General features: G+C 75.1%; 15 protein-coding genes and 1 riboswitch. Of the genes, 8 read left to right on the plus strand and 7 right to left on the minus strand.

The annotated features are described in order from the left end of the window. Window positions 1-12 precede the first annotated feature (12 nt). Complete coding sequence (locus ACTWQH_RS00300) at window positions 13-939, minus strand: phosphotransferase enzyme family protein (protein ID WP_443284199.1); 927 nt, start codon at window positions 937-939, stop codon at window positions 13-15. Window positions 940-1104: 165 nt separating this feature from the next. Beyond that, the gene (locus ACTWQH_RS00305) at window positions 1105-1530 is read right to left on the minus strand and encodes a hypothetical protein (protein WP_443284200.1); all 426 of its coding nucleotides are present in this window, start codon (window positions 1528-1530) and stop codon (window positions 1105-1107) included. A gap of 156 nt (window positions 1531-1686) precedes the next feature. On the opposite strand from ACTWQH_RS00305, the gene ACTWQH_RS00310 reads away from it, so the two are divergent. Beyond that, complete coding sequence (locus ACTWQH_RS00310; RefSeq protein ID WP_443284201.1) at window positions 1687-3978, plus strand: tetratricopeptide repeat protein; 2292 nt, start codon at window positions 1687-1689, stop codon at window positions 3976-3978. Here ACTWQH_RS00310 and ACTWQH_RS00315 read toward each other — a convergent pair. Next, complete coding sequence (locus ACTWQH_RS00315) at window positions 3935-5284, minus strand: hypothetical protein (RefSeq protein WP_443284437.1); 1350 nt, start codon at window positions 5282-5284, stop codon at window positions 3935-3937. The two genes, ACTWQH_RS00310 and ACTWQH_RS00315, sit on opposite strands and share 44 nt — an antisense overlap. After that, window positions 5169-5828, minus strand: a complete 660-nt coding sequence (locus ACTWQH_RS00320; RefSeq protein WP_443284202.1) for a hypothetical protein — start codon at window positions 5826-5828, stop codon at window positions 5169-5171. Before ACTWQH_RS00320 ends, ACTWQH_RS00315 begins: the two co-directional genes overlap by 116 nt. Before the next feature lie 51 nt (window positions 5829-5879). Here ACTWQH_RS00320 and ACTWQH_RS00325 point away from each other — a divergent pair, with 51 nt between their 5' ends. The 7 genes from ACTWQH_RS00325 (at window position 5880) to ACTWQH_RS00355 (ending at window position 14988) form a co-directional block, all read left to right on the plus strand. Continuing rightward, on the plus strand, window positions 5880-6710 hold the full coding sequence (locus ACTWQH_RS00325) for a class I SAM-dependent methyltransferase (RefSeq protein WP_443284203.1): 831 nt from the start codon (window positions 5880-5882) through the stop codon (window positions 6708-6710). 196 nt (window positions 6711-6906) lie between these two features. Beyond that, window positions 6907-7272, plus strand: a complete 366-nt coding sequence (locus ACTWQH_RS00330) for a methyltransferase family protein (protein WP_443284204.1) — start codon at window positions 6907-6909, stop codon at window positions 7270-7272. Window positions 7273-7398: 126 nt separating this feature from the next. Then, a complete protein-coding gene (locus ACTWQH_RS00335) occupies window positions 7399-8313 on the plus strand; it encodes a carbohydrate kinase family protein (protein ID WP_443284205.1) in 915 nt (304 codons plus the stop codon). 229 nt (window positions 8314-8542) lie between these two features. Then, a riboswitch (ZMP/ZTP riboswitch) is annotated at window positions 8543-8636 on the plus strand. A gap of 23 nt (window positions 8637-8659) precedes the next feature. Beyond that, window positions 8660-10117 carry a glycine hydroxymethyltransferase gene (locus ACTWQH_RS00340; RefSeq protein WP_443284206.1) on the plus strand — a complete coding sequence of 486 codons (1458 nt, stop codon included), beginning with the start codon at window positions 8660-8662 and terminating at the stop codon, window positions 10115-10117. Window positions 10118-10351: 234 nt separating this feature from the next. Next, a complete protein-coding gene (locus ACTWQH_RS00345; protein ID WP_443284438.1) occupies window positions 10352-11494 on the plus strand; it encodes a CaiB/BaiF CoA transferase family protein in 1143 nt (380 codons plus the stop codon). Continuing rightward, complete coding sequence (locus ACTWQH_RS00350; RefSeq protein ID WP_443284207.1) at window positions 11491-12711, plus strand: acetyl-CoA C-acetyltransferase; 1221 nt, start codon at window positions 11491-11493, stop codon at window positions 12709-12711. Before ACTWQH_RS00345 ends, ACTWQH_RS00350 begins: the two co-directional genes overlap by 4 nt. 66 nt (window positions 12712-12777) lie before the next feature. Continuing rightward, window positions 12778-14988 carry a 3-hydroxyacyl-CoA dehydrogenase NAD-binding domain-containing protein gene (locus ACTWQH_RS00355; protein WP_443284208.1) on the plus strand — a complete coding sequence of 737 codons (2211 nt, stop codon included), beginning with the start codon at window positions 12778-12780 and terminating at the stop codon, window positions 14986-14988. 122 nt (window positions 14989-15110) lie between these two features. On the opposite strand, the gene ACTWQH_RS00360 is transcribed toward ACTWQH_RS00355, so the two are convergent. The 3 genes from ACTWQH_RS00360 to ACTWQH_RS00370 form a co-directional block, all read right to left on the minus strand. Then, entirely contained in the window at window positions 15111-15665 is a 555-nt protein-coding gene (locus ACTWQH_RS00360; protein WP_443284209.1) for a choice-of-anchor K domain-containing protein, read from the minus strand. Between the two features lie 245 nt (window positions 15666-15910). Next, complete coding sequence (locus ACTWQH_RS00365; RefSeq protein WP_443284210.1) at window positions 15911-16639, minus strand: SDR family oxidoreductase; 729 nt, start codon at window positions 16637-16639, stop codon at window positions 15911-15913. Between the two features lie 391 nt (window positions 16640-17030). After that, a complete protein-coding gene (locus ACTWQH_RS00370) occupies window positions 17031-17417 on the minus strand; it encodes a MarR family winged helix-turn-helix transcriptional regulator (RefSeq protein WP_443284211.1) in 387 nt (128 codons plus the stop codon). Window positions 17418-17470 lie beyond the last annotated feature (53 nt).

Below are 17470 nucleotides of genomic sequence, written 5' to 3' on the forward strand. Positions count from 1 at the left end.
GCGCCACCCTGATCACCGTGAGGGCCGGACGAGCCAGCGGCGTGCCCGCTCCAGGCGCTCCTCGTTGCCGGATTGATCCGCGACGCCGGTGACGTCGCCGTGCAGGATCCGCCCGGCGTAGTAGAGGGCGTTGATGGCGTACCGGTAGTCCAGCAGCGCGTCCAGGGCGCGGTCGGTCTCCTCCGGAGAGAGCGCGTCCCGGTCGGTATAGGCACGGATCAGCGGCCGCGCGCGGTGCGGACCGCCGGCGTCCATCACGACCGTGGCCAGGTCGTACACCCGGGCCCACGGGCTGGACGCGCCCCAGTCGATGAGGCCGCACCGGCCGGTGGCGGGGTCGAACCGGAAGTGCTCGGGCGCGGGATCGCCGTGGACGGGGCCCCACGTCAGAGTCTCGGGGCGGAGCCGGCGCAGCCGCGTCGCGACCGCTTCGATCGCGGGCCGCATCCACGGACGCGCGTCCAGGACGGCGTCGTCGTCGATCCCCGCCAGCAGGTCGAAACGCGACCACGCCTCGTCCCTGGACACCGGCTCGGAGCCGAGCGCCCGGTGGACGCGGGCGAGGGTCGCGCCCATGAGCAGCATGTCCCCCTCGTCGTGGCCGTCCAGCTCCCTGCCCGGCACCCAGCGCAGCAGCGCCAGCTCGTGACCGGCGACGGGGACCGTACGGCGTCCGTCCCTGGCCGGCACCGGGGCACCGGAGGGGATACCGGCGTCCTCGACCCGCAGGGCCAGCTCCAGCCCGTAGCGGAGCTGGACCGCCGGCGGCCCCTCAGGGACGGCCTTCGCGACCCACGCGGCGTTGTCGTGCCTCACGTGCCAGGTCACGGAGTTCATGCCCCCCATCAGGGGGCTGACCTCGGCGTCGGGAAGGGCCCAGTGGCGTGCGAGGGCGTCGGCAATCGTCTGGCTGCGGGGCACCGTGGTGTGGTGTGACATGGGTGAGCATCTCCGGGAACGGCGAAGGAACCGCCCGACATGGCGGCTGGTCCGACCTCGTGCACGGCGCGGTGACGCGCCGCCGGAGATTCACCTCACCCGCCGGACACTACCGGCGCGACCGACGCGGGGACGAGGGAGTATCGGCTGAGGGGCGTGCTCGCGTCAGGCCGTGGCCGTGGCCGTGGCCGTGGCCGTGCGCGCCGCGCGCAGCGTGGCGTACTGCGCGGCCGCGAGAGCCGCGACGACCGCGGCCTGCGCGGGGATCCACACCGTGCCCGCCGTGCTGGGGTCCAGCCACAGCGCGAGCGCCGCGAAGCTGGCCACCGTCCACGCGATGTTCGCCTCCACGACGCAGTTCACCGCCACCGGTCGCGGCTCGGGGCTGCGCGCCAGCCAGCCGACCGCCGCCCCGTACAGCAGGAGGAACGCGCCCAGCGCGGCCAGCAGTCCGCCGTCGACCCCGAGCAGCCGCCCGACCGGTCCGGCCGCCAGCAGGTAGGCGAGGGCGTTCGCGGTGGTGACGGCCGCGTCCAGGGCCAGCCAGCGGCGCAGCCAGGTGCGGGGCGCTGAGGTGGTGATAGCGGACATGGGCATCGCCCTCCTTCGGGGGTGCGGAACCTGGGGCACCCACCATCGCCCGCGGCGTCCGGACCGTCGATGACCTCGGAGGTCATGCCCCGGCGAGAGAACGGCCCGGTACGGTAGCGCTGTTCACGGATGACGGCGCGTGACGGAGGGGAAGAGATGGAGCTGTTCGGCACGGCGGTCATCGGGGCGCTGGCGGGACAGATGGCGGTCGCGGCGGCGGACGAGGGCGGCCGCCGGGGAGTTGGCCTGCTGGCCGCGCTGCTGGGCCGGGCGCGCCTGCGGCGGCGCGGCTCGGAGGACGAGGAGGACGGGCAGGAAGGGCAGGACGGGCAGGACGGCGACAGCGGGGACGGCGAGCCGCCGACCGATCCCGAGGAGGCACGGCGGCGCGCCGAGGAGGTGGTGAACGCGGCCCGCGAGGACCGTGCGATCGCGGCGCTGCTGGAGGAGTTCGCCCGTCAGCACCTGGGCCTCCCCGCCGTGCGCGTTCCCGCTCCCCACCGCAGGCTGGTGGATCGTCAGGAGCAACTCGCCGAGGTGCGGCGGCTGGTCGGGCAGGCGACGGGCCGGCCACTGCTGCTCCTCCTGCTCGGGGAGCGCGACGGGGCGGGCAGCAGCCTGCTGGCCCGGCACCTCTCCCACGAGCTGGCCGATCTCCTGCCGGACCATCACCCGTCCGTCGACCTCGCCGGGCCCGCCGCCGGGCAGGAACTGACCCCCGACACGGCCGCCACCGAACTGCTCCTCGACCTCCGCGTGCCGCCCGACCTCATCCCCTCCCACCTCACGGGCAAGGTGCGGGCGTTGCGTGACCGGCTGGCGGGCCGGCGTTCGCTGGTGGTGCTGGACAACGCCCGCTCCGCGGAGCAGGTGGCGCCGTTGCTGGTCGGCGCCCCGGGCACGGTCACGGTCGTCACCGCCAGCCACCGCATGCCCGCTCTGGTGGCCGCGCACGGGGCCCGCGTCGTGCACGTGGGGCCGCTCGCCCAGCCGGACGCCGAGGAACTGCTGGCCATGGTCGCGGGCGAGGACCGCTTCCGGGCCGGGGGAGAGGCCGCCCGCCAGGCCGCGCGGCGCTGCGGCGGGCACGCCCGCACCCTCTGCGACCTCGGCGCGCTCGCGCACTTCGACCGGTCGCCCGACTGGGACGCCATGGCGCGTGAACTCGACGGCGCCGCACCGGATCCGGCCGGCGAGGCGGCGGGGCGGGCGTACCGGGGGCTCACGACCGGGGCCGCGCGGCTGCACCGCCTGCTGGGGCGGCTGCCCCGGGTGTCGCACGGCGTGCCCGCGCTGGCGGCGTTGGCGGGTCGCGACCGCGGGGAGACGGAGACGCTGCTCGGCGAGCTGACCGGCGGCGGGCTGCTGGAACGGGAGGGCGAGCGCGTCCGGTTGTCCGCCCCGGCGCACCGTCACGCCGCCGCCCAGCCGGAGGCGGAGGCGGCCGGCGCCCTGCGCGCCTGGGCCGAGTGGTGCCTGCGCACCGCCGCCGAGGCACAGACCAGCGTGATGCCGGGCCGCTGGTATCTGGGCGGGCTCGCCCGCGAACTGGCCGGGCGGCCACCGGCGTACGCCGATCCCGCCGCCGCCCTGGGCGTGCTGCGAGCCGAACGCCCGGTGCTGGTCGCGGCCGTGGGCGCGGCGGCCGACGCGGGCCTGCACGACGTCGCCTGGCAGCTGTGCGAGTCGATGTGGGCGCTGCACCTGCGGCTCGGCTTCCACGACGACTGCCTGACGACCCACGGGCGCGGCATCGAGGCGGCCAGGGCATGCGGCGACCGCCGCGCCGAGGCGCGGATGCTGGTGCAGCGCGGCTTCTCGCTGTGGGCGACGCGGCAGCACGAGCGGGCCGAGGCCGCGCTCCGGCAGGCGTACGCCACCGAGCCCGAGGACCACCCGCGCGGCATGGCGACCGCGGTGGAGTCGCTGGGCCTGCTGCGGCTCGACCAGGGCCGCCACGAGGAGGCCGGACGCCTCTTCCGCGACGCCCTGCCCCACGCCGAACGCGCCGGCGACCCGCGCGCCCTCGCCCTGCTGGCCCACCACATCGGGCGCGCCCTCGGCGGCCGGCGGCGGTTCGCCGAGGCGCTGGAGCAACTCGACGGCGCGCTGCGGGCGATGCGCGCCCTGCCGGTCCCCGACCGGTACAACGTCGGCCGGGTCCTCACCAGCGTCGGCGAGACCCGGCTCGCGGCGGGCGACCCCGCGGCGGCGGCCGGGCCGCTCGACGAGGCGCTGGAGATCATGATGGCCGAGGGCGCCTGGATACAGGAGGCGGCCGTGGCCGAGCTGCGCGCCCGCTGCGAGCCGGACGACGCCCGCGGCGGCCCCTGGTGGGAGCGGGCCTGGCAGCTTCGCGTGGCGCTGGGCGACGCGGAGGGCGTCGCGCGCACGCGGGAGCGCCTCACAGCGGCGGGCCGAGGGGACCCGGGAGCGGCGCAGGGCTGACCGACACCCGGTGGCGTGCGGCTCCAGTGCGGACCGTCATGCCACCGGCCAGCTCGGCCACGGACTTGCCGTTGCTCAGCCAGGCGTACAGCGCGGAGGCGTACGCCGCGGGGTCGGCGAGGTCGCGGCGGCCGTGCGGCCCGGGCGCGGCGGCGAGGGTGAGCACGCGGCCGTCCCCGGTGCGCACCGTGCACCGGTCCGGGCCGCCGACGAACGCCGTGAGCGCGGCGTAGGGGTGGCGGGCGGCGGCCTCGGCGGTCCAGGCGTCGGCGGGTCCGAGGCGGGGGTCGTCCTCGCGGCCGTAGCGGACGATGACGCCGGCCAGGGAGAGACGGCTGGGGTCGGGGCAGTCCTCGTTGACGACGGTGTGCGTGTCGTGCACGGCGTAGCCGGTCGCGGGCGGTGGGCCGGCGAAGCGGGCCACCTCGATCTCGGGCGGCTCGCCGGGGGCGGCGCCCAGCAGCCGGGTGAACGCGGTCAGCGGGGCGGTGCGGACGGGCGGCTGGTAGTCCGGCAGCGGCAGCGGATCGAGCAGCGCGGGGCGGTCGGCGGGCTCCGGTACGCCGATCAGCCCGTAGCACAGGCGGCGCAGCAGCGCGGCGGACTCGCCGGGCGCGGAGCTGACCTGGGCGGCGAGGTGGGCGTAGCTTCGGCCGGGGCGGTGGCCGTCGATGGCGGCGGCGAGCTGCGGCAGCAGCGGGGAGGCGGGCCGCAGCGCGGGCGCGGCCCGGCCGAGCGCGGCGACGGGCGAGTCGGGGTCGAGCTGGTCGTGAGGGAACGCGCCGAGCAGCACGGGGATTCCGAGTGCGGCGGCGTAGAAGGTGACGGAGCCGTGGTCGCCGATCACGCAGTCGGCCGCGATCAGCGCCTGCCGCCAGTCGGCGAGGGGGTCGATCAGCGTCAGCCCGGCCTGCCGGGCCCGGCGGCACCAGGCGCGGACCTGGCCGGGGCCGTGGCCGTGCCAGATGTTCGGGTGCAGCACGGCGGCGGTGCGGTACTCGTCCGCGGGCAACTCGCCCGCGAGCCGGGGGAGGAGGGCGGGCAGGACGTCGCCGCCGCCGTCGCCGAAGAGGGATTCGGGGTTCCAGGTGGAGGTGAGGAGCACGAGCCGCTGGCCGTGGGCCATCCCCAGCGCCCGGCGGAAGCGGTCGCGGTGGGGGAGGGCGGCCAGCAGCCGGTCGTAGCAGGGGTCACCGGCCAGGCGCGCGGTGGGCGCGGCCTCGGGGCAGGCGGCGCGCAGGCGGGCGAGCTGCTCGGGGTGGGAGAGGACGGTGGCGGTGGCGATGGGGCGCCCCTCGTGCAGCAGCCACTCGGGCGACATGCCGAAGACGGGCACGGCACGGGCAGGGCGTTCGGCGTTCGGCGTTCGGCGTTCGGCGTTCGGCGTTCGGCGTTCGGCGTTCGGCGTTCGGCGTTCGGCGTTCGGCGTTCGGCGTTCGGCGTTCGGCGTTCGGCGTTCGGCGTTCGGCGTTCGGCAGCTTCTTATTATATCCCACACCGTGTGACAAAACGGCCAACGGGCCGGTGAGCGCGTGGAGTTGGCCCCCGTAGCTGGCGGCGAGGGCGAGGTCGACGGGCGTGCGTACCGCCTGCTCCCAGGGCAGCACGGGCAGGCCGAGGTCGGCGAGCAGCTCCTGGACCCCCGCCCGGAAGGGCGAGGATCCCGGGCAGGTGGCGAGGAGCTGGATCCGCAGGTCGTCGCGGAAGAGCGGGAGCACGTCAATCAGCCGGGTCGCGGCGGTGACGTTGTGCACGACGAGCAGCACCCGCCGGCACCCCGCCCGCGTGGCCCACCGCTCGGCGCCGGGCCCCACCGGCACCCGTATCTCCGTCGCCTCTCCCTGGTACATCGCACCAAAATAGCGTTGCCGCTGATGGCGCCGGCCCGGCACGATCCGGGAATGGAGACGAGAGCGCAGCCGACCCTGCATCCCGCGATCCGCGCCTACTACGAGCGAGGCGGCGAGGAGACCCGTCTCGCGCCCGAGCCGGGCCGCCCGGCCGACTCCAGGCTCGAGTTCTGGCGCACCCGGGACGTGCTGCGCCGCGTGCTGCCCGCCCCGCCCGCCCGCGTGCTGGACGTCGGCGGCGCCAGCGGCGTACACGCCGCCTGGCTGCAAGCAGACGGGCACGAGGTCGAGTTGCTGGATCCCGTGCCGCTCCACGTCGAGCAGGCGCGGGGCAAGGGCATCGCGGCGCGGCAGGGCGACGCCCGCCAACTCCCCGAGGCGGACAGCGGCTTCGACGCCGTGCTGCTGCTGGGCCCGCTCTACCACCTGCCCGAGCGCGCGGCGCGGATCCGCGCGCTGGCCGAGGCCCGCCGCGTCGCCCGCCCCGGGGGCCTGGTGGCCGCGGCCGCCATCAGCCGGTGGGCGCCGCTGCACGACGGTCTGGTCCAGGGCTACCTCTTCGACGAGGAGCGGCGGAAACGCACGCTCGAGGTCGTGCGGACCGGCCACCACAGCCCCGGTGCCGACGGCGCGTTCACGGAGGCGTACTTCCACGATCCCGCCGATCTCGCCGGGGAGTTCGCCGAAGCGGGCCTGCCCGCCCCGGTCGTCCGCGGCCTGGAGGGCGCGGCCTGGCTGGTGGGCGGCATGGGCGAACGCCTCGACGACGCCGAGGAGCGCGCGGCCGTGCTCGACGCGCTGCGCGCGGTGGAGTGCGAGCCGTCGCTGCTGGGCGCGAGCGGCCACCTGCTCGCCACCGCGACGGTCCCGACGGTTCCCTGAGCCCGGAACGCGGCGATAATGCCGGCGTGCGCACCGGCATGGCGGCAGTGGGCAGTTCGGCGTTCTTCCTCGCGGCACCGGGCACCGTCGTCGCCTGCTGCCATGGCTGCTGACCCGCTGGCGGTCGCCCTACCCGTGGGACCACCTCGGCGTCCTGCCACTGCGGCTGGCAGGGCTCGCGCTGCTGGTGGTCGCCGTGCCCGCGCTGCCGGCGGCGTTCGCCCGCTTCGTCCGCGAGGGGCGCGGCACCCCGGCGCCGCTCGCCCCGACCGAGCGGCTGGTCGTCGGGGGGCTCTACCGGCGGGTGCGCAATCCGATGTACGTGGCGGTGCCGGCGATCGTCGCCGGGCAGGGGCTGCTGCTGGTGCGGCCCGAGCCGCTGCTGTACGGGATCGCGGTCTGGCTGGCGTGCGCTGCGTTCGTCCGCTGGTACGAGGAGCCGAGGCTGCGGCGCACGTACGGCGCGGCGTACGACGCCTACCGCGCCGCCGTTCCCGCCTGGGTCCCCCGGGCGACGCCGTGGGAGCCGTGGGAGGGGCCGCCGCCCGCCGGCCGGCGGTGACCGCGCGGCGGACGGAGAACCTTGCGCGGGCGGCGACGCGCGGCCGAGGATGACGCGGTCCGCGTGACCACGAGCCCCGCGAACCCAGTGAGCCCAGCGATCCCGCGCACTCAGTCTGGAGGCACCGTGAACGACTCCGCCCGCGTCACCGTCGTCGGGGAGGCCCTGGTCGACCTGCTGTGGCGCACCGGCGAGCGCGAGGTGCGCGCCGTGCCCGGCGGCAGCCCGGCCAACGTGGCGGTCGGGCTGCACCGCCTGGACCGGCCGGTCACCCTCGTCACGGCCTGGGGCGACGACGTCCCCGGCGCGCTGGTGAGCGGTCACCTGGCGGACGCCGGCCTGACGGTGACGCGCGCGAAGACCACCCCGCCCGGCCGCACCATCGTGGCCCTGGCGTACCTGGACCGGGACGGCGGCGCCCGGTACGACTTCCTCGCCGACTGGGACCCGCTGGACCTGCCCGTGCCCGAGGACACCGCCGTGCTGCACACCGGCTCGCTCGCCGTCGTCATCGAGCCGGGCGCCTCCCGGGTCCTGGAGCTGTGCCGGGAACAGCGGCGGCTGGGCCGCACGGTCGTCGCCGACCTGAACGTGCGCCCCGCCGTCCAGCCGGACCGCGACGCCTACCTCGCCACCGCCCGCAGCCTGGCCGGGGCGGTGGACGTGCTGAAGTCGAGCGACGAGGACCTGGCGTGGCTCCTCCCCGGACTGTCCGCGCCGGACGCCGCCCGCGAGCTGCTGGCCGAGGGGCCGCCCCTGGTCGTGGTGACCCTGGGGGCCGAGGGCGCGCTGGCGGTCACCGCCGAGGGCGGGGTGCGGGTCGGAGCCCCGGACGTGGCGGTGGCGGACACCGTGGGCGCGGGCGACTCCTTCCAGTCCGCGCTGCTGGACGCCATCGCCGGGCACGGCGGGCCGCCCACCGGGCAGGAGGAGCTGGCCGCCACCCTCGCCCGCTGCGCCGCCGCGGCGGCCCTGACCTGTACCCGCGTCGGGGCCGACCCGCCCACCCGCACCGAGCTGGCCGCCTGGCACACCTCGTGACGCCTCGGCGCCGACGACGACCGCGCCACGGCCGCCGGTGAGGGCCCGCACGGCTCTCGACCCGGTGCGGCCCGCGGCCCCCAGGCCGCGGCAGCGACGCCGCAGCATCGGCACACCGGCCCGCGCGGGCCGGCCCCCGCCGGGCCGGCCGCGTCCACGCGCCACGCCGCCCGTTCCGCCCAGGAGCCGATCCGGCGAGCCCGCCCGGCCAGGGCCAGGTGCTACGCTCGCCCCGGGCCGTGACTGGCGCGTTCGGATGGAATTGACCATCGGGGAGCGGCCCCTCGCCGAGCGAGGCGGTGCCGTGCGCCTGGGCCGTCACAGACGTTTCGTCATGGAGGCCCGCATGTCGACTTCGAGCACCCCCGACACCACGCACACCGCGTCCGCCGCCTTCCGCGGCGCCCTGGACGTCATCGGCGCCGTCGAACCCCGGATCGCCGAGGCCATCGGCGCCGAGCTGCGCGACCAGCGCGAGTCGCTGAAGCTCATCGCGTCCGAGAACTACGCCTCCCCGGCCACGCTGCTGGCCATGGGGAACTGGCTGAGCGACAAGTACGCCGAGGGCACCATCGGGCACCGCTTCTACGCCGGCTGCCAGAACGTCGACACCGTCGAGTCCATCGCCGCCGAGCACGCGCGCGAGCTGTTCGGCGCCCGCCACGCGTACGCGCAGCCGCACTCCGGCATCGACGCCAACCTGGTCGCCTTCTGGTCGGTCCTGGCCCAGCGCGTGGAGTCCCCGGCGCTGGAGCGGGCCGGCGCCCGGCAGGCCAACGACCTGACCGAGGCCGACTGGGAGGAACTGCGCCACGACCTGGGGAACCAGCGGATGCTCGGCATGTCGCTGGACGCCGGCGGCCACCTCACGCACGGCTTCCGCCCCAACATCTCCGGCAAGATGTTCCACCAGCGCAGCTACGGCACCGACCCCGCCACCGGCCTCCTCGACTACGACGCGGTGCGGGCGGCCGCCCGCGAGTTCCGCCCGCTCATCCTCATCGCCGGCTACTCCGCCTACCCCCGCCTGATCAACTTCCGCGTCATGCGGGAGATCGCCGACGAGGTGGGCGCCACCCTCATGGTGGACATGGCGCACTTCGCCGGGCTCGTCGCCGGCAAGGTCCTCACCGGCGACTTCGACCCGGTGCCGAACGCCCAGATCGTCACCACCACCACCCACAAGTCGCTGCGCGGCCCGCGCGGCGGCATGGTGCTGTGTGACGACTCGCTCGCCCAGCAGGTCGACCGGGGCTGCCCCATGGTGCTCGGCGGGCCGCTGCCCCACGTGATGGCGGCCAAGGCCGTCGCCCTCGCCGAGGCCCGCCAGCCGGCGTTCCGCGACTACGCCCAGCACGTGGTGGACAACTCCCGCGCCCTGGCCGAGGGCCTGCTGACCCGCGGCGCCCGGCTGGTCACCGGCGGCACCGACAACCACATCGTGCTGCTCGACGTCTCCGGGTACGGGCTGACCGGCCGCCAGGCCGAGGCCGCGCTCCTGGAGTCCGGCATCGTCACCAACCGCAACTCCATCCCGCGCGACCCCAACGGCGCCTGGTACACCTCGGGCATCCGGCTCGGCACCCCGGCGCTGACCACACGGGGCCTCGGCACCGCCGACATGGACGAGGTCGCCGCGCTCATCGACGGCGTTCTCTCACAGACCACGCCGGGCACCACCAAGAGCGGCAAGCCGTCGAAGGCCAGCCACGTGCTGGCGGACGGCGTGGCCAAGCGGACGGCCGAGCGCGCCGGCGAGCTCCTCGCCCAGCACCCGCTCTACCCGGGCATCGACCTCGGCTGAGCCTCGGCCGAGCCTCGGCCGGGCCCGCACCGCCGAACGCCCGAGAGCGACGGCTGACGGGCCCTTGCCGACCCGGCCCACGCGGGGGCGCGCACACCCGGTGCGCGTCTCCGCTTCGTCGTGCCGCCGGCCGGCGTGCGTGCCCGGGCGAGGCGCACTTGATAAGAACTGAAACACGTTCTTATCATCGCGACTGTGACCGCAACGAACGCGGAGCACGCCTGGGGGCCCTCGATGACAGCAGCGACGCGGCACGGCATGGGCCCTCTCGCCGGCCTGCGCGTGGTCGAGCTCGCCGGCATCGGCCCCGGCCCCTTCGCCGCGATGCTGCTGGGCGACCTGGGAGCCGACGTGGTGCGCGTCGACCGCCCCGACGCCCCCTGGACCGGTGTCGATCCGGCCGACGACCTCACCGGCCGCAACAAGCGCTCCCTCACGGCGGACCTGAAGACCGACGACGGCAGGCGCCTCGTGCTCGACCTCGCCGAGCGTGCCGAGGTGCTGATCGAGGGCTACCGCCCCGGCGTCGCCGAACGCCTCGGCGTGGGCCCCGGCCCCTGCCACGCCCGCAACCCCCGGCTCGTGTACGGGCGGATGACCGGCTGGGGCCAGGACGGGCCGCTGGCCGACCGCGCCGGGCACGACATCGACTACCTCGCCCTCAGCGGCACCCTCGCCATGATCGGCCCGGCCGACGGCCCGCCGTCCGTGCCCGCCAACCTGCTGGGGGACTACGCGGGCGGCGCGCTCTACCTCATCGTCGGCGTCCTCGCGGCGCTGCACCACGCCCGCGCCACCGGCCGTGGCCAGGTCGTGGACGCCGCCATCGTGGACGGCGCCGCCCACCTGGCCACCATGATCCACGGCCTGCTCGCCGCCGGGACGTGGCGGGAGGGCCGCGAGGCCAACCTGCTGGACGGCGGCGCCCCGTTCTACGCCGTCTACGCCACCTCCGACGGCGGCCACATGGCGGTGGGCGCGCTGGAGCCGCGCTTCTACGCCGAGTTCGTCCGGCTGCTCGGCATCGAAGGCCACGCCCCCGACCGCGAGGACCCCGCCCGCTGGCCGGAGCTGCGCGCCCTCATCGCCCGGCGTTTCGCCGGCCGCACCCGGGAGGAGTGGGCAGAGGTCTTCGCCGGCTCCGACGCCTGCGTCACCCCGGTGCTCGGCCCCGGCGAGGCCGCCTCCCACCCCCACATGGCCTCCCGCGCGACCTTCACCACGCACGCGGGCGTCGTCCAGCCCGCCCCCGCGCCCCGCTTCTCCGCCACCCCCGGCGGCATCCGCCGCTCTCCCGCGCTGCCCGGCTCGGACGCCGCCGCCATCGCCCGCGACTGGGGCGTACCGCTGCCCCACCCCCCGGAGGAGGACCCATGACCGCCGAAGCCTACGTCTACGAGGCGATCCGCACCCCGCGCGGGCGCGGCAAGCGGAACGGGGCGCTGCACGGCACCAAGCCCATCGACCTCGTCGTCGGCCTCATCCGCGAGTTGCGGCGCCGCCTGCCCGGCCTCGACCCGGCCGCCATCGACGACGTCGTGCTCGGCGTGGTCAGCCCCCACGGCGACCAGGGCTCCGACATCGCCAAGATCGCCGCCGTCGCCGCCGGGCTGCCCGACAGCGTGGCCGGCGTACAGGAGAACCGCTTCTGCGCCTCGGGCCTGGAGGCCGTCAACCTGGCCGCCGCCAAGGTCCGCGCCGGCTTCGACGACCTGGTGCTCGCCGGGGGAGTGGAGTCGATGTCGCGCGTCCCGATCGGCTCCGACGGCGGGCCCTGGTCGATGGACCCGATGACCAACCACGAGCTCGGCTTCATCCCGCAGGGCGTCGGCGCCGACCTCATCGCCACGATCGAGGGCTTCACCCGCCGGGACGTGGACGAGTACGCCGCCCTCTCGCAGGAGCGCGCCGCCGCGGCCTGGAAGGACGGCCGCTTCGCGCGCTCCGTCGTCCCCGTCACCGATGCCGGCGGCCTTGTGGTCCTCGACCGCGACGAGCACATCCGCCCCGGGACCACCGCCGACACGCTCGCCGGGCTCAAGCCCGCCTTCGCCGCCATCGGCGAGCAGGGCGGCTTCGACGCGGTGGCGTTGCAGAAGTACCACTGGGTGGAGCGCATCGACCACGTCCACCACGCGGGCAACTCCTCCGGCATCGTCGACGGATCGGCGCTGGTCGCCATCGGCAGCCGCGAGACCGGCGAGCGCTTCGGGCTCACGCCGCGCGCCCGGATCGTCTCCGCCGCCGTCGTCGGGTCCGAGCCCACCATCATGCTCACCGGCCCCGCCCCCGCCACCCGCAAGGCGCTGGCCCGGGCCGGGCTCACCATCGACGACATCGACCTCGTCGAGATCAACGAGGCGTTCGCCGCCGTGGTGCTGCGTTTCGTGAAGGAGATGGGCGTGGACCTGGACCGGGTCAACGTCAACGGCGGCGCCATCGCCATGGGCCATCCGCTGGGCGCCACCGGCGCGATGATCCTCGGCACCCTCATCGACGAGCTGGAACGCCGCGAGCTGCGCTACGGCCTGGCCACGCTCTGCGTCGGCGGAGGCATGGGCATCGCCACGATCGTCGAGCGAGTCGACCAGTGACCCCGGCGGGTCTCCTCCTCCCCCGCCGTCCCGCCAACCCGCAGCCACCCCGGGAGACCGGCCACCATGCCTGAGCCCACGCGCCAGCCCGCCCACGCCGACGACGTCCTCACCCTCGCCCTCGACCTGCGCCCCGACGACCCCGGCCACGCGGCGGCGGCCGTGGAGGCCGCGGCCGACCGGCTCGGCGCCGCGCACGCCGCCGAGGCCGGCGGCGAGCGCGTGCGCGGCGTCGTCATCGAGCTGGGCGGCGCAGAGTTCTACGCCGGGGCCGCCCTGCGCGAGCTCGCCGGGCCCACGCCGCCCGCCGCCCAGGCGGTCCTCGACGCAGGGACGCGGCTCAAGCGCGCCCTGCGCCGCATCGAGACCCTGGGCAGGCCCGTCGTCGCGGCGCTGACCGGATCCGCGCTCGGCGGCGGTCTCGAGATCGCCCTCGCCTGCCACCACCGGATCGCCCTCGACGCCCCCGCCAGCCGGTTCGGCCTGCCCGAGGCCCGCTACGGCCTGGTGCCCGCCGGCGGCGGTGTCGTCCGCGCCGTGCGGCTGCTCGGCATCGCCGACGCGCTGCGGCAGGTGCTGCTGGAGGGCACGCGCCACACCCCGGCCCGCGCCCTGGCGGCGGGCCTGGTCGACGAGGTCGTCGACACCCGCGAGGAACTCGCCGCCCGCGCCCGGGCGTTCATCGAAGCCCACCCCGGGGCCCGGCAGCCCTGGGACGCGCCCGGCTACCAGGTGCCCGGCGGCGCCCCCGGCGACCCGGCCCTGGACGCGGTGCTGCCCAGCCTCCCCGCGCTGCTGCGCAAGCGCACCGGCGGCGCCCCCTACCGCGCGCCGCGCGACATCCTTGCCGCGGCGGTCGAGGGCGCCCAGGTCGGCTTCGAGACCGCCGAGCTGATCGAGGCCCGGTACGCCGCGGCCGCGGCCATCGACCAGACCGCGCGGAACATGACCCGTGCCTTCGGCGTCGACCTGCCCGCCGTCAACGCCGGCCGCAGCCGCCCCGCCGGCGTGCCCCGCCGAGCCGCCGCCCGCGTGGCGGTGCTGGGCGCCGGGATGATGGGCGCGGGCATCGCCCAGGCCTGCGCGGCGGCGGGCCTGGAGGTGGCGTTGAAGGACGTCACCGAGGAGGCGGCGCGGCGCGGCAGGGAGCGCGTGGCCGAGCGGCTGGCGTCGGCCGCCGAGCGCGGGCACACCACCCCGGAGCGGAGCCGCGCGCTGCTGGAGCGCATCACGCCGGCCGGCGGCGTGGCGGACCTGGCGGGCTGCGATGTCGTCATCGAGGCGGTCTTCGAGGACCCGGGCCTGAAGCAGAAGGTGTTCCAGGAGGCGCAGCACGTCCTTCCGCCCGACGCGCTGCTGTGCTCCAACACCTCCACCCTGCCCGTCAGCCGGCTCGCCGAGGGCGTGGAGCGGCCTGAGGACTTCGTCGGCCTGCACTTCTTCTCGCCGGTGGACCGGATGCCGCTGGTGGAGATCGTCAAGGGGGAGCGGACCGGCGAGGCGGCGCTGGCCCGCGCCTTCGACCTGGTGCGGCACCTGGGCAAGACCCCGATCGTGGTCAACGACTCCCGCGGCTTCTTCACCTCCCGCGTCATCGGGCGCCGCTTCGACGAGGGCGCCGCCATGCTCGGCGAGGGCGTGCCGGCGGCCTCCGTCGAGCAGGCGTCGCGGCAGGCCGGGTATCCGACGGGGGTGCTGGCGCTGGTGGACGAGATCTCGCTGACGCTCATCCGGCGCATCCGCGAGGAGAACCGCGCGGCGGCCGAGGCGGCGGGCGTGGAGTGGCGTACGCATCCGGCCGAGGCGGTCTTCGCGCGGATGACGGACGAGCTGGGGCGGCCGGGGCGCGCGGCCGGCGCGGGCTTCTACGACTACGCCGAGGGCCGGCGTACGGGGCTGTGGCCGGGGCTGCGGCGGCACTTCGCCGCGTCCGCGCCGACGGAGCCCGCGCCGGACGGGCTGCGTGACCTGAGCGAGCGGCTGCTGTTCAGCGAGGTCCTGGAGGCCGTGGCGCTGCTGGACGAGGGCGTGGTGACCTCGGTCGCGGACGCCAACGTCGGCTCGCTGCTCGGCATCGGCTTCCCCGCCTGGACCGGCGGGGTGCTCCAGTACGTGGACGGCTACGCCGGCGGGCCGGCCGGGTTCGCCGCCCGCGCGCGGGAGCTGGCGGCCTGCTACGGCGACCGCTTCACGCCGCCCGCCTCACTGGAGGCGATGGCGGCGCGGGGCGAGACCTTCGCCGAACGCGCGCCGGGCGGCCGGATGAGTAAGTCCTGAGGCTGTGGCTTGGTGTTTCACCTCGCCGCTGTGGCGCTGTCACTGCTGCTGTTCGGGCGGCTGGACGCCACCGGAATCGCGGTGATGGGCGGCCACAGAAGCGGCCCAGCCGGACGCGAGGCTCAGGAGGACGGCGAACTCGTCTGCTTGAACTGGGCGAAGATCTTGGCGCTGGCGTGGCCCTTTTCGGGAGTGTCGAAATTGGGCATCTTTATTTTTCTCTGCCCATGCTCCACCAGGAAACCAGTCATGGTCACCTCGTACTCGACACCGTCGACATACACTCTGTCGTTCTCGTGGACGTCCGGCAGCTTGACGGGATCGTTCTGATAGCCGGGTACGTTGGGTGTCTCTTCATGGCGGAAACGCAGCTTGAATCGGTGCTCGAAATCATTGTCCTGGAAGTAGACGCTGACCGCGAGGTACACCCAGAACTGCTCGTGGTTCAGCACGATCGGGTAGTTGTGGTGCGTGAACTTGCCCAGCGCGAAATCAGTACCGTCGAGGACCGCATCGGTGGCGTAGCCCTCGAAGTCATAGCCGCTCTGACTGCCTTCGGCGGGCGTGCCCCACCTGATTTCGCTCTTGTTGGCGCGATCATCCTGACGAATTGCGAGGCCCGTCAAATCGGACACGCTGACGCCCGTCCACTCTCCCGTGGTCGTGACTAAGCCCATGACAGTAGCGTTCCCTTCTCCGGATTCGACGGCAGCACGCTAATTCTACGAGGGCGAAGAAGTGCGCTGAAGCGAGAAAACGAGACAAACGCAGGTGGCGGCGACCAGGGCATTGGCGCGAACTGGCGAGAAACCGGCAAGCAAAGTCCCCCTCGGGATATTCCCTCCTGGGCCGTCAGGCCCTCGGCACCCCGGGCTCGCTGCCCGGGCCGCGTGCCGGGGTGGGGTGTGGACAGGGCGAAGAGTCAGGCGAGCCAGTCGGCGTAGCGGGTGGGGGCGAGGTGAGCGTGCGTGTCGGTGAGGACGTCACCCTTGACGAGGGCGAACATGCCGGCGGCGGGGTCGGTGATGACGGTACGGCTGTCGCCTTTGCGGGACAGGGTCATCCGGCCCAGTTCGTCCAGGGAGAAGATCTCGGGGCCGGCGATGTTGCGGATGCCGTTCAGCGGGGCACCCACGGCGACCTCCGCCACGGCGTTGGCCACGTCCCTGGAGGCGATCGGCTGGATCGGCGTGGCGGGCAACCGGACGGTGTCGCCGTCGGCGGTCCAGGACAGGACGGCGTCCATGAACTCCATGAACTGCGTCGCCCGGACGATCGAGTAGGGAATCGGACCGGCGGCGAGGATCTTCTCCTGGAGCACCTTGGCCCGGTAGTAGTCCAGTTCCGGTACCCGGTCCGCGCCGACGATCGAGAGGATGACGACGTGGCCGACGGCGCCGTTCCGGGCCGAGGCCAGAAGGTTGTCCATCGAGGTCTGGAAGAAGGCCGGGGAGGCCTCGTCGAAGGTCGGGGAGTTCGTCAGGTTGACGACGACGTCCGCTGCCGCCACCGCGTCGTCCAGTCCCTGGCCGCTGATGACGTCGACTCCGGTGGACGGGGAGTGCGGTACGGCCTCGTGCCCGGCGGCGTTCAGCTTCTTGACGACCTGTGACCCGATCAGCCCGGTGCCGCCGAGGACTGCGATCTTCATGACATGCCTTTCGTCGGACCATTCTTGTGCGTCACACGCCTCCTACGACTGTGAGCCACGGGGCGGGCGGGGCGGGAAACGGCGCCTTGATCGGCCGAGGAGGGCGGCGTTGGAGACCATCGACGGACGTGACCCATCTCGTCGAGCGGAGCCCGCCCGTACGGGTGTAACACGCCGTGAGGTCGTAGGACCCCATCGACATGCCGCAGAAGGGGACGAGCGCAGCGGCCGAAGCACAGGCCGGCGGGTTCGGCGCGCCGCGCGGGGCATCGGTGGGGGACATTGACGCGGTCGCCGCGGCGCCGGCGCACGTGCCGTGCGTGGCCGCTCCGCAGTGGGCACCGTGGACCGAGGCTCTCGGGACGGCCTCAGCCCGTCCCGGTGCGCCAGCTCAGGCCGGGGCGCCCAGGATCTCGGCCAGCACGGCGCGGTGCGTCGGCTTCGCCTCGGCGTAGCGGCGGCGGCCCTCCTCGGTGAGGGTCACGAAGATGCCGCGGCGGTCGAGGTCGCAGACGGCCCGCTGGACCAGCCCGGCCCGCTCAAGACGCGCGGTCATCCGGGACGCGGCGCTCTGGCTCAGATGCGCCGCCTCGGCGAGCTCCGCGGCGCGGCACTTGTCGTGGTCGCGGGTGGCGAGCAGTTCGAGCGCCTCGAACTCGCTGACGCCGATGCCGTGTCGCTGCTGCAGCTCGCGCTCGAGCGGGTGCCACACGGCCGCGTGGCGGGTCAGTAGCTCCTGCCACTGAGCCACCAGGGCGCGTTCCTCGGGCAAGCTCACGGGGGCGACGTTAGCACGCGCAGGAATTTTATGCAATCTCATTTATTGCATTG

The organism is Streptomyces sp. 6N223 (assembly GCF_052246635.1).
In the GTDB taxonomy this organism is placed as follows: domain Bacteria; phylum Actinomycetota; class Actinomycetes; order Streptomycetales; family Streptomycetaceae; genus Streptomyces.

Coding starts and splice junctions, on each gene's coding strand:
- ACTWQH_RS00300 (WP_443284199.1), bottom strand. CDS start 939: ATGTCACACCACACCACGGTGCCCCGCAGCCAGACGATTGCCGACGCC.
- ACTWQH_RS00305 (WP_443284200.1), bottom strand. CDS start 1,530: ATGTCCGCTATCACCACCTCAGCGCCCCGCACCTGGCTGCGCCGCTGG.
- ACTWQH_RS00310 (WP_443284201.1), top strand. CDS start 1,687: ATGGAGCTGTTCGGCACGGCGGTCATCGGGGCGCTGGCGGGACAGATG.
- ACTWQH_RS00320 (WP_443284202.1), bottom strand. CDS start 5,828: ATGTACCAGGGAGAGGCGACGGAGATACGGGTGCCGGTGGGGCCCGGC.
- ACTWQH_RS00325 (WP_443284203.1), top strand. CDS start 5,880: ATGGAGACGAGAGCGCAGCCGACCCTGCATCCCGCGATCCGCGCCTAC.
- ACTWQH_RS00340 (WP_443284206.1), top strand. CDS start 8,660: ATGTCGACTTCGAGCACCCCCGACACCACGCACACCGCGTCCGCCGCC.
- ACTWQH_RS00345 (WP_443284438.1), top strand. CDS start 10,352: ATGACAGCAGCGACGCGGCACGGCATGGGCCCTCTCGCCGGCCTGCGC.
- ACTWQH_RS00350 (WP_443284207.1), top strand. CDS start 11,491: ATGACCGCCGAAGCCTACGTCTACGAGGCGATCCGCACCCCGCGCGGG.
- ACTWQH_RS00355 (WP_443284208.1), top strand. CDS start 12,778: ATGCCTGAGCCCACGCGCCAGCCCGCCCACGCCGACGACGTCCTCACC.
- ACTWQH_RS00360 (WP_443284209.1), bottom strand. CDS start 15,665: ATGGGCTTAGTCACGACCACGGGAGAGTGGACGGGCGTCAGCGTGTCC.
- ACTWQH_RS00365 (WP_443284210.1), bottom strand. CDS start 16,639: ATGAAGATCGCAGTCCTCGGCGGCACCGGGCTGATCGGGTCACAGGTC.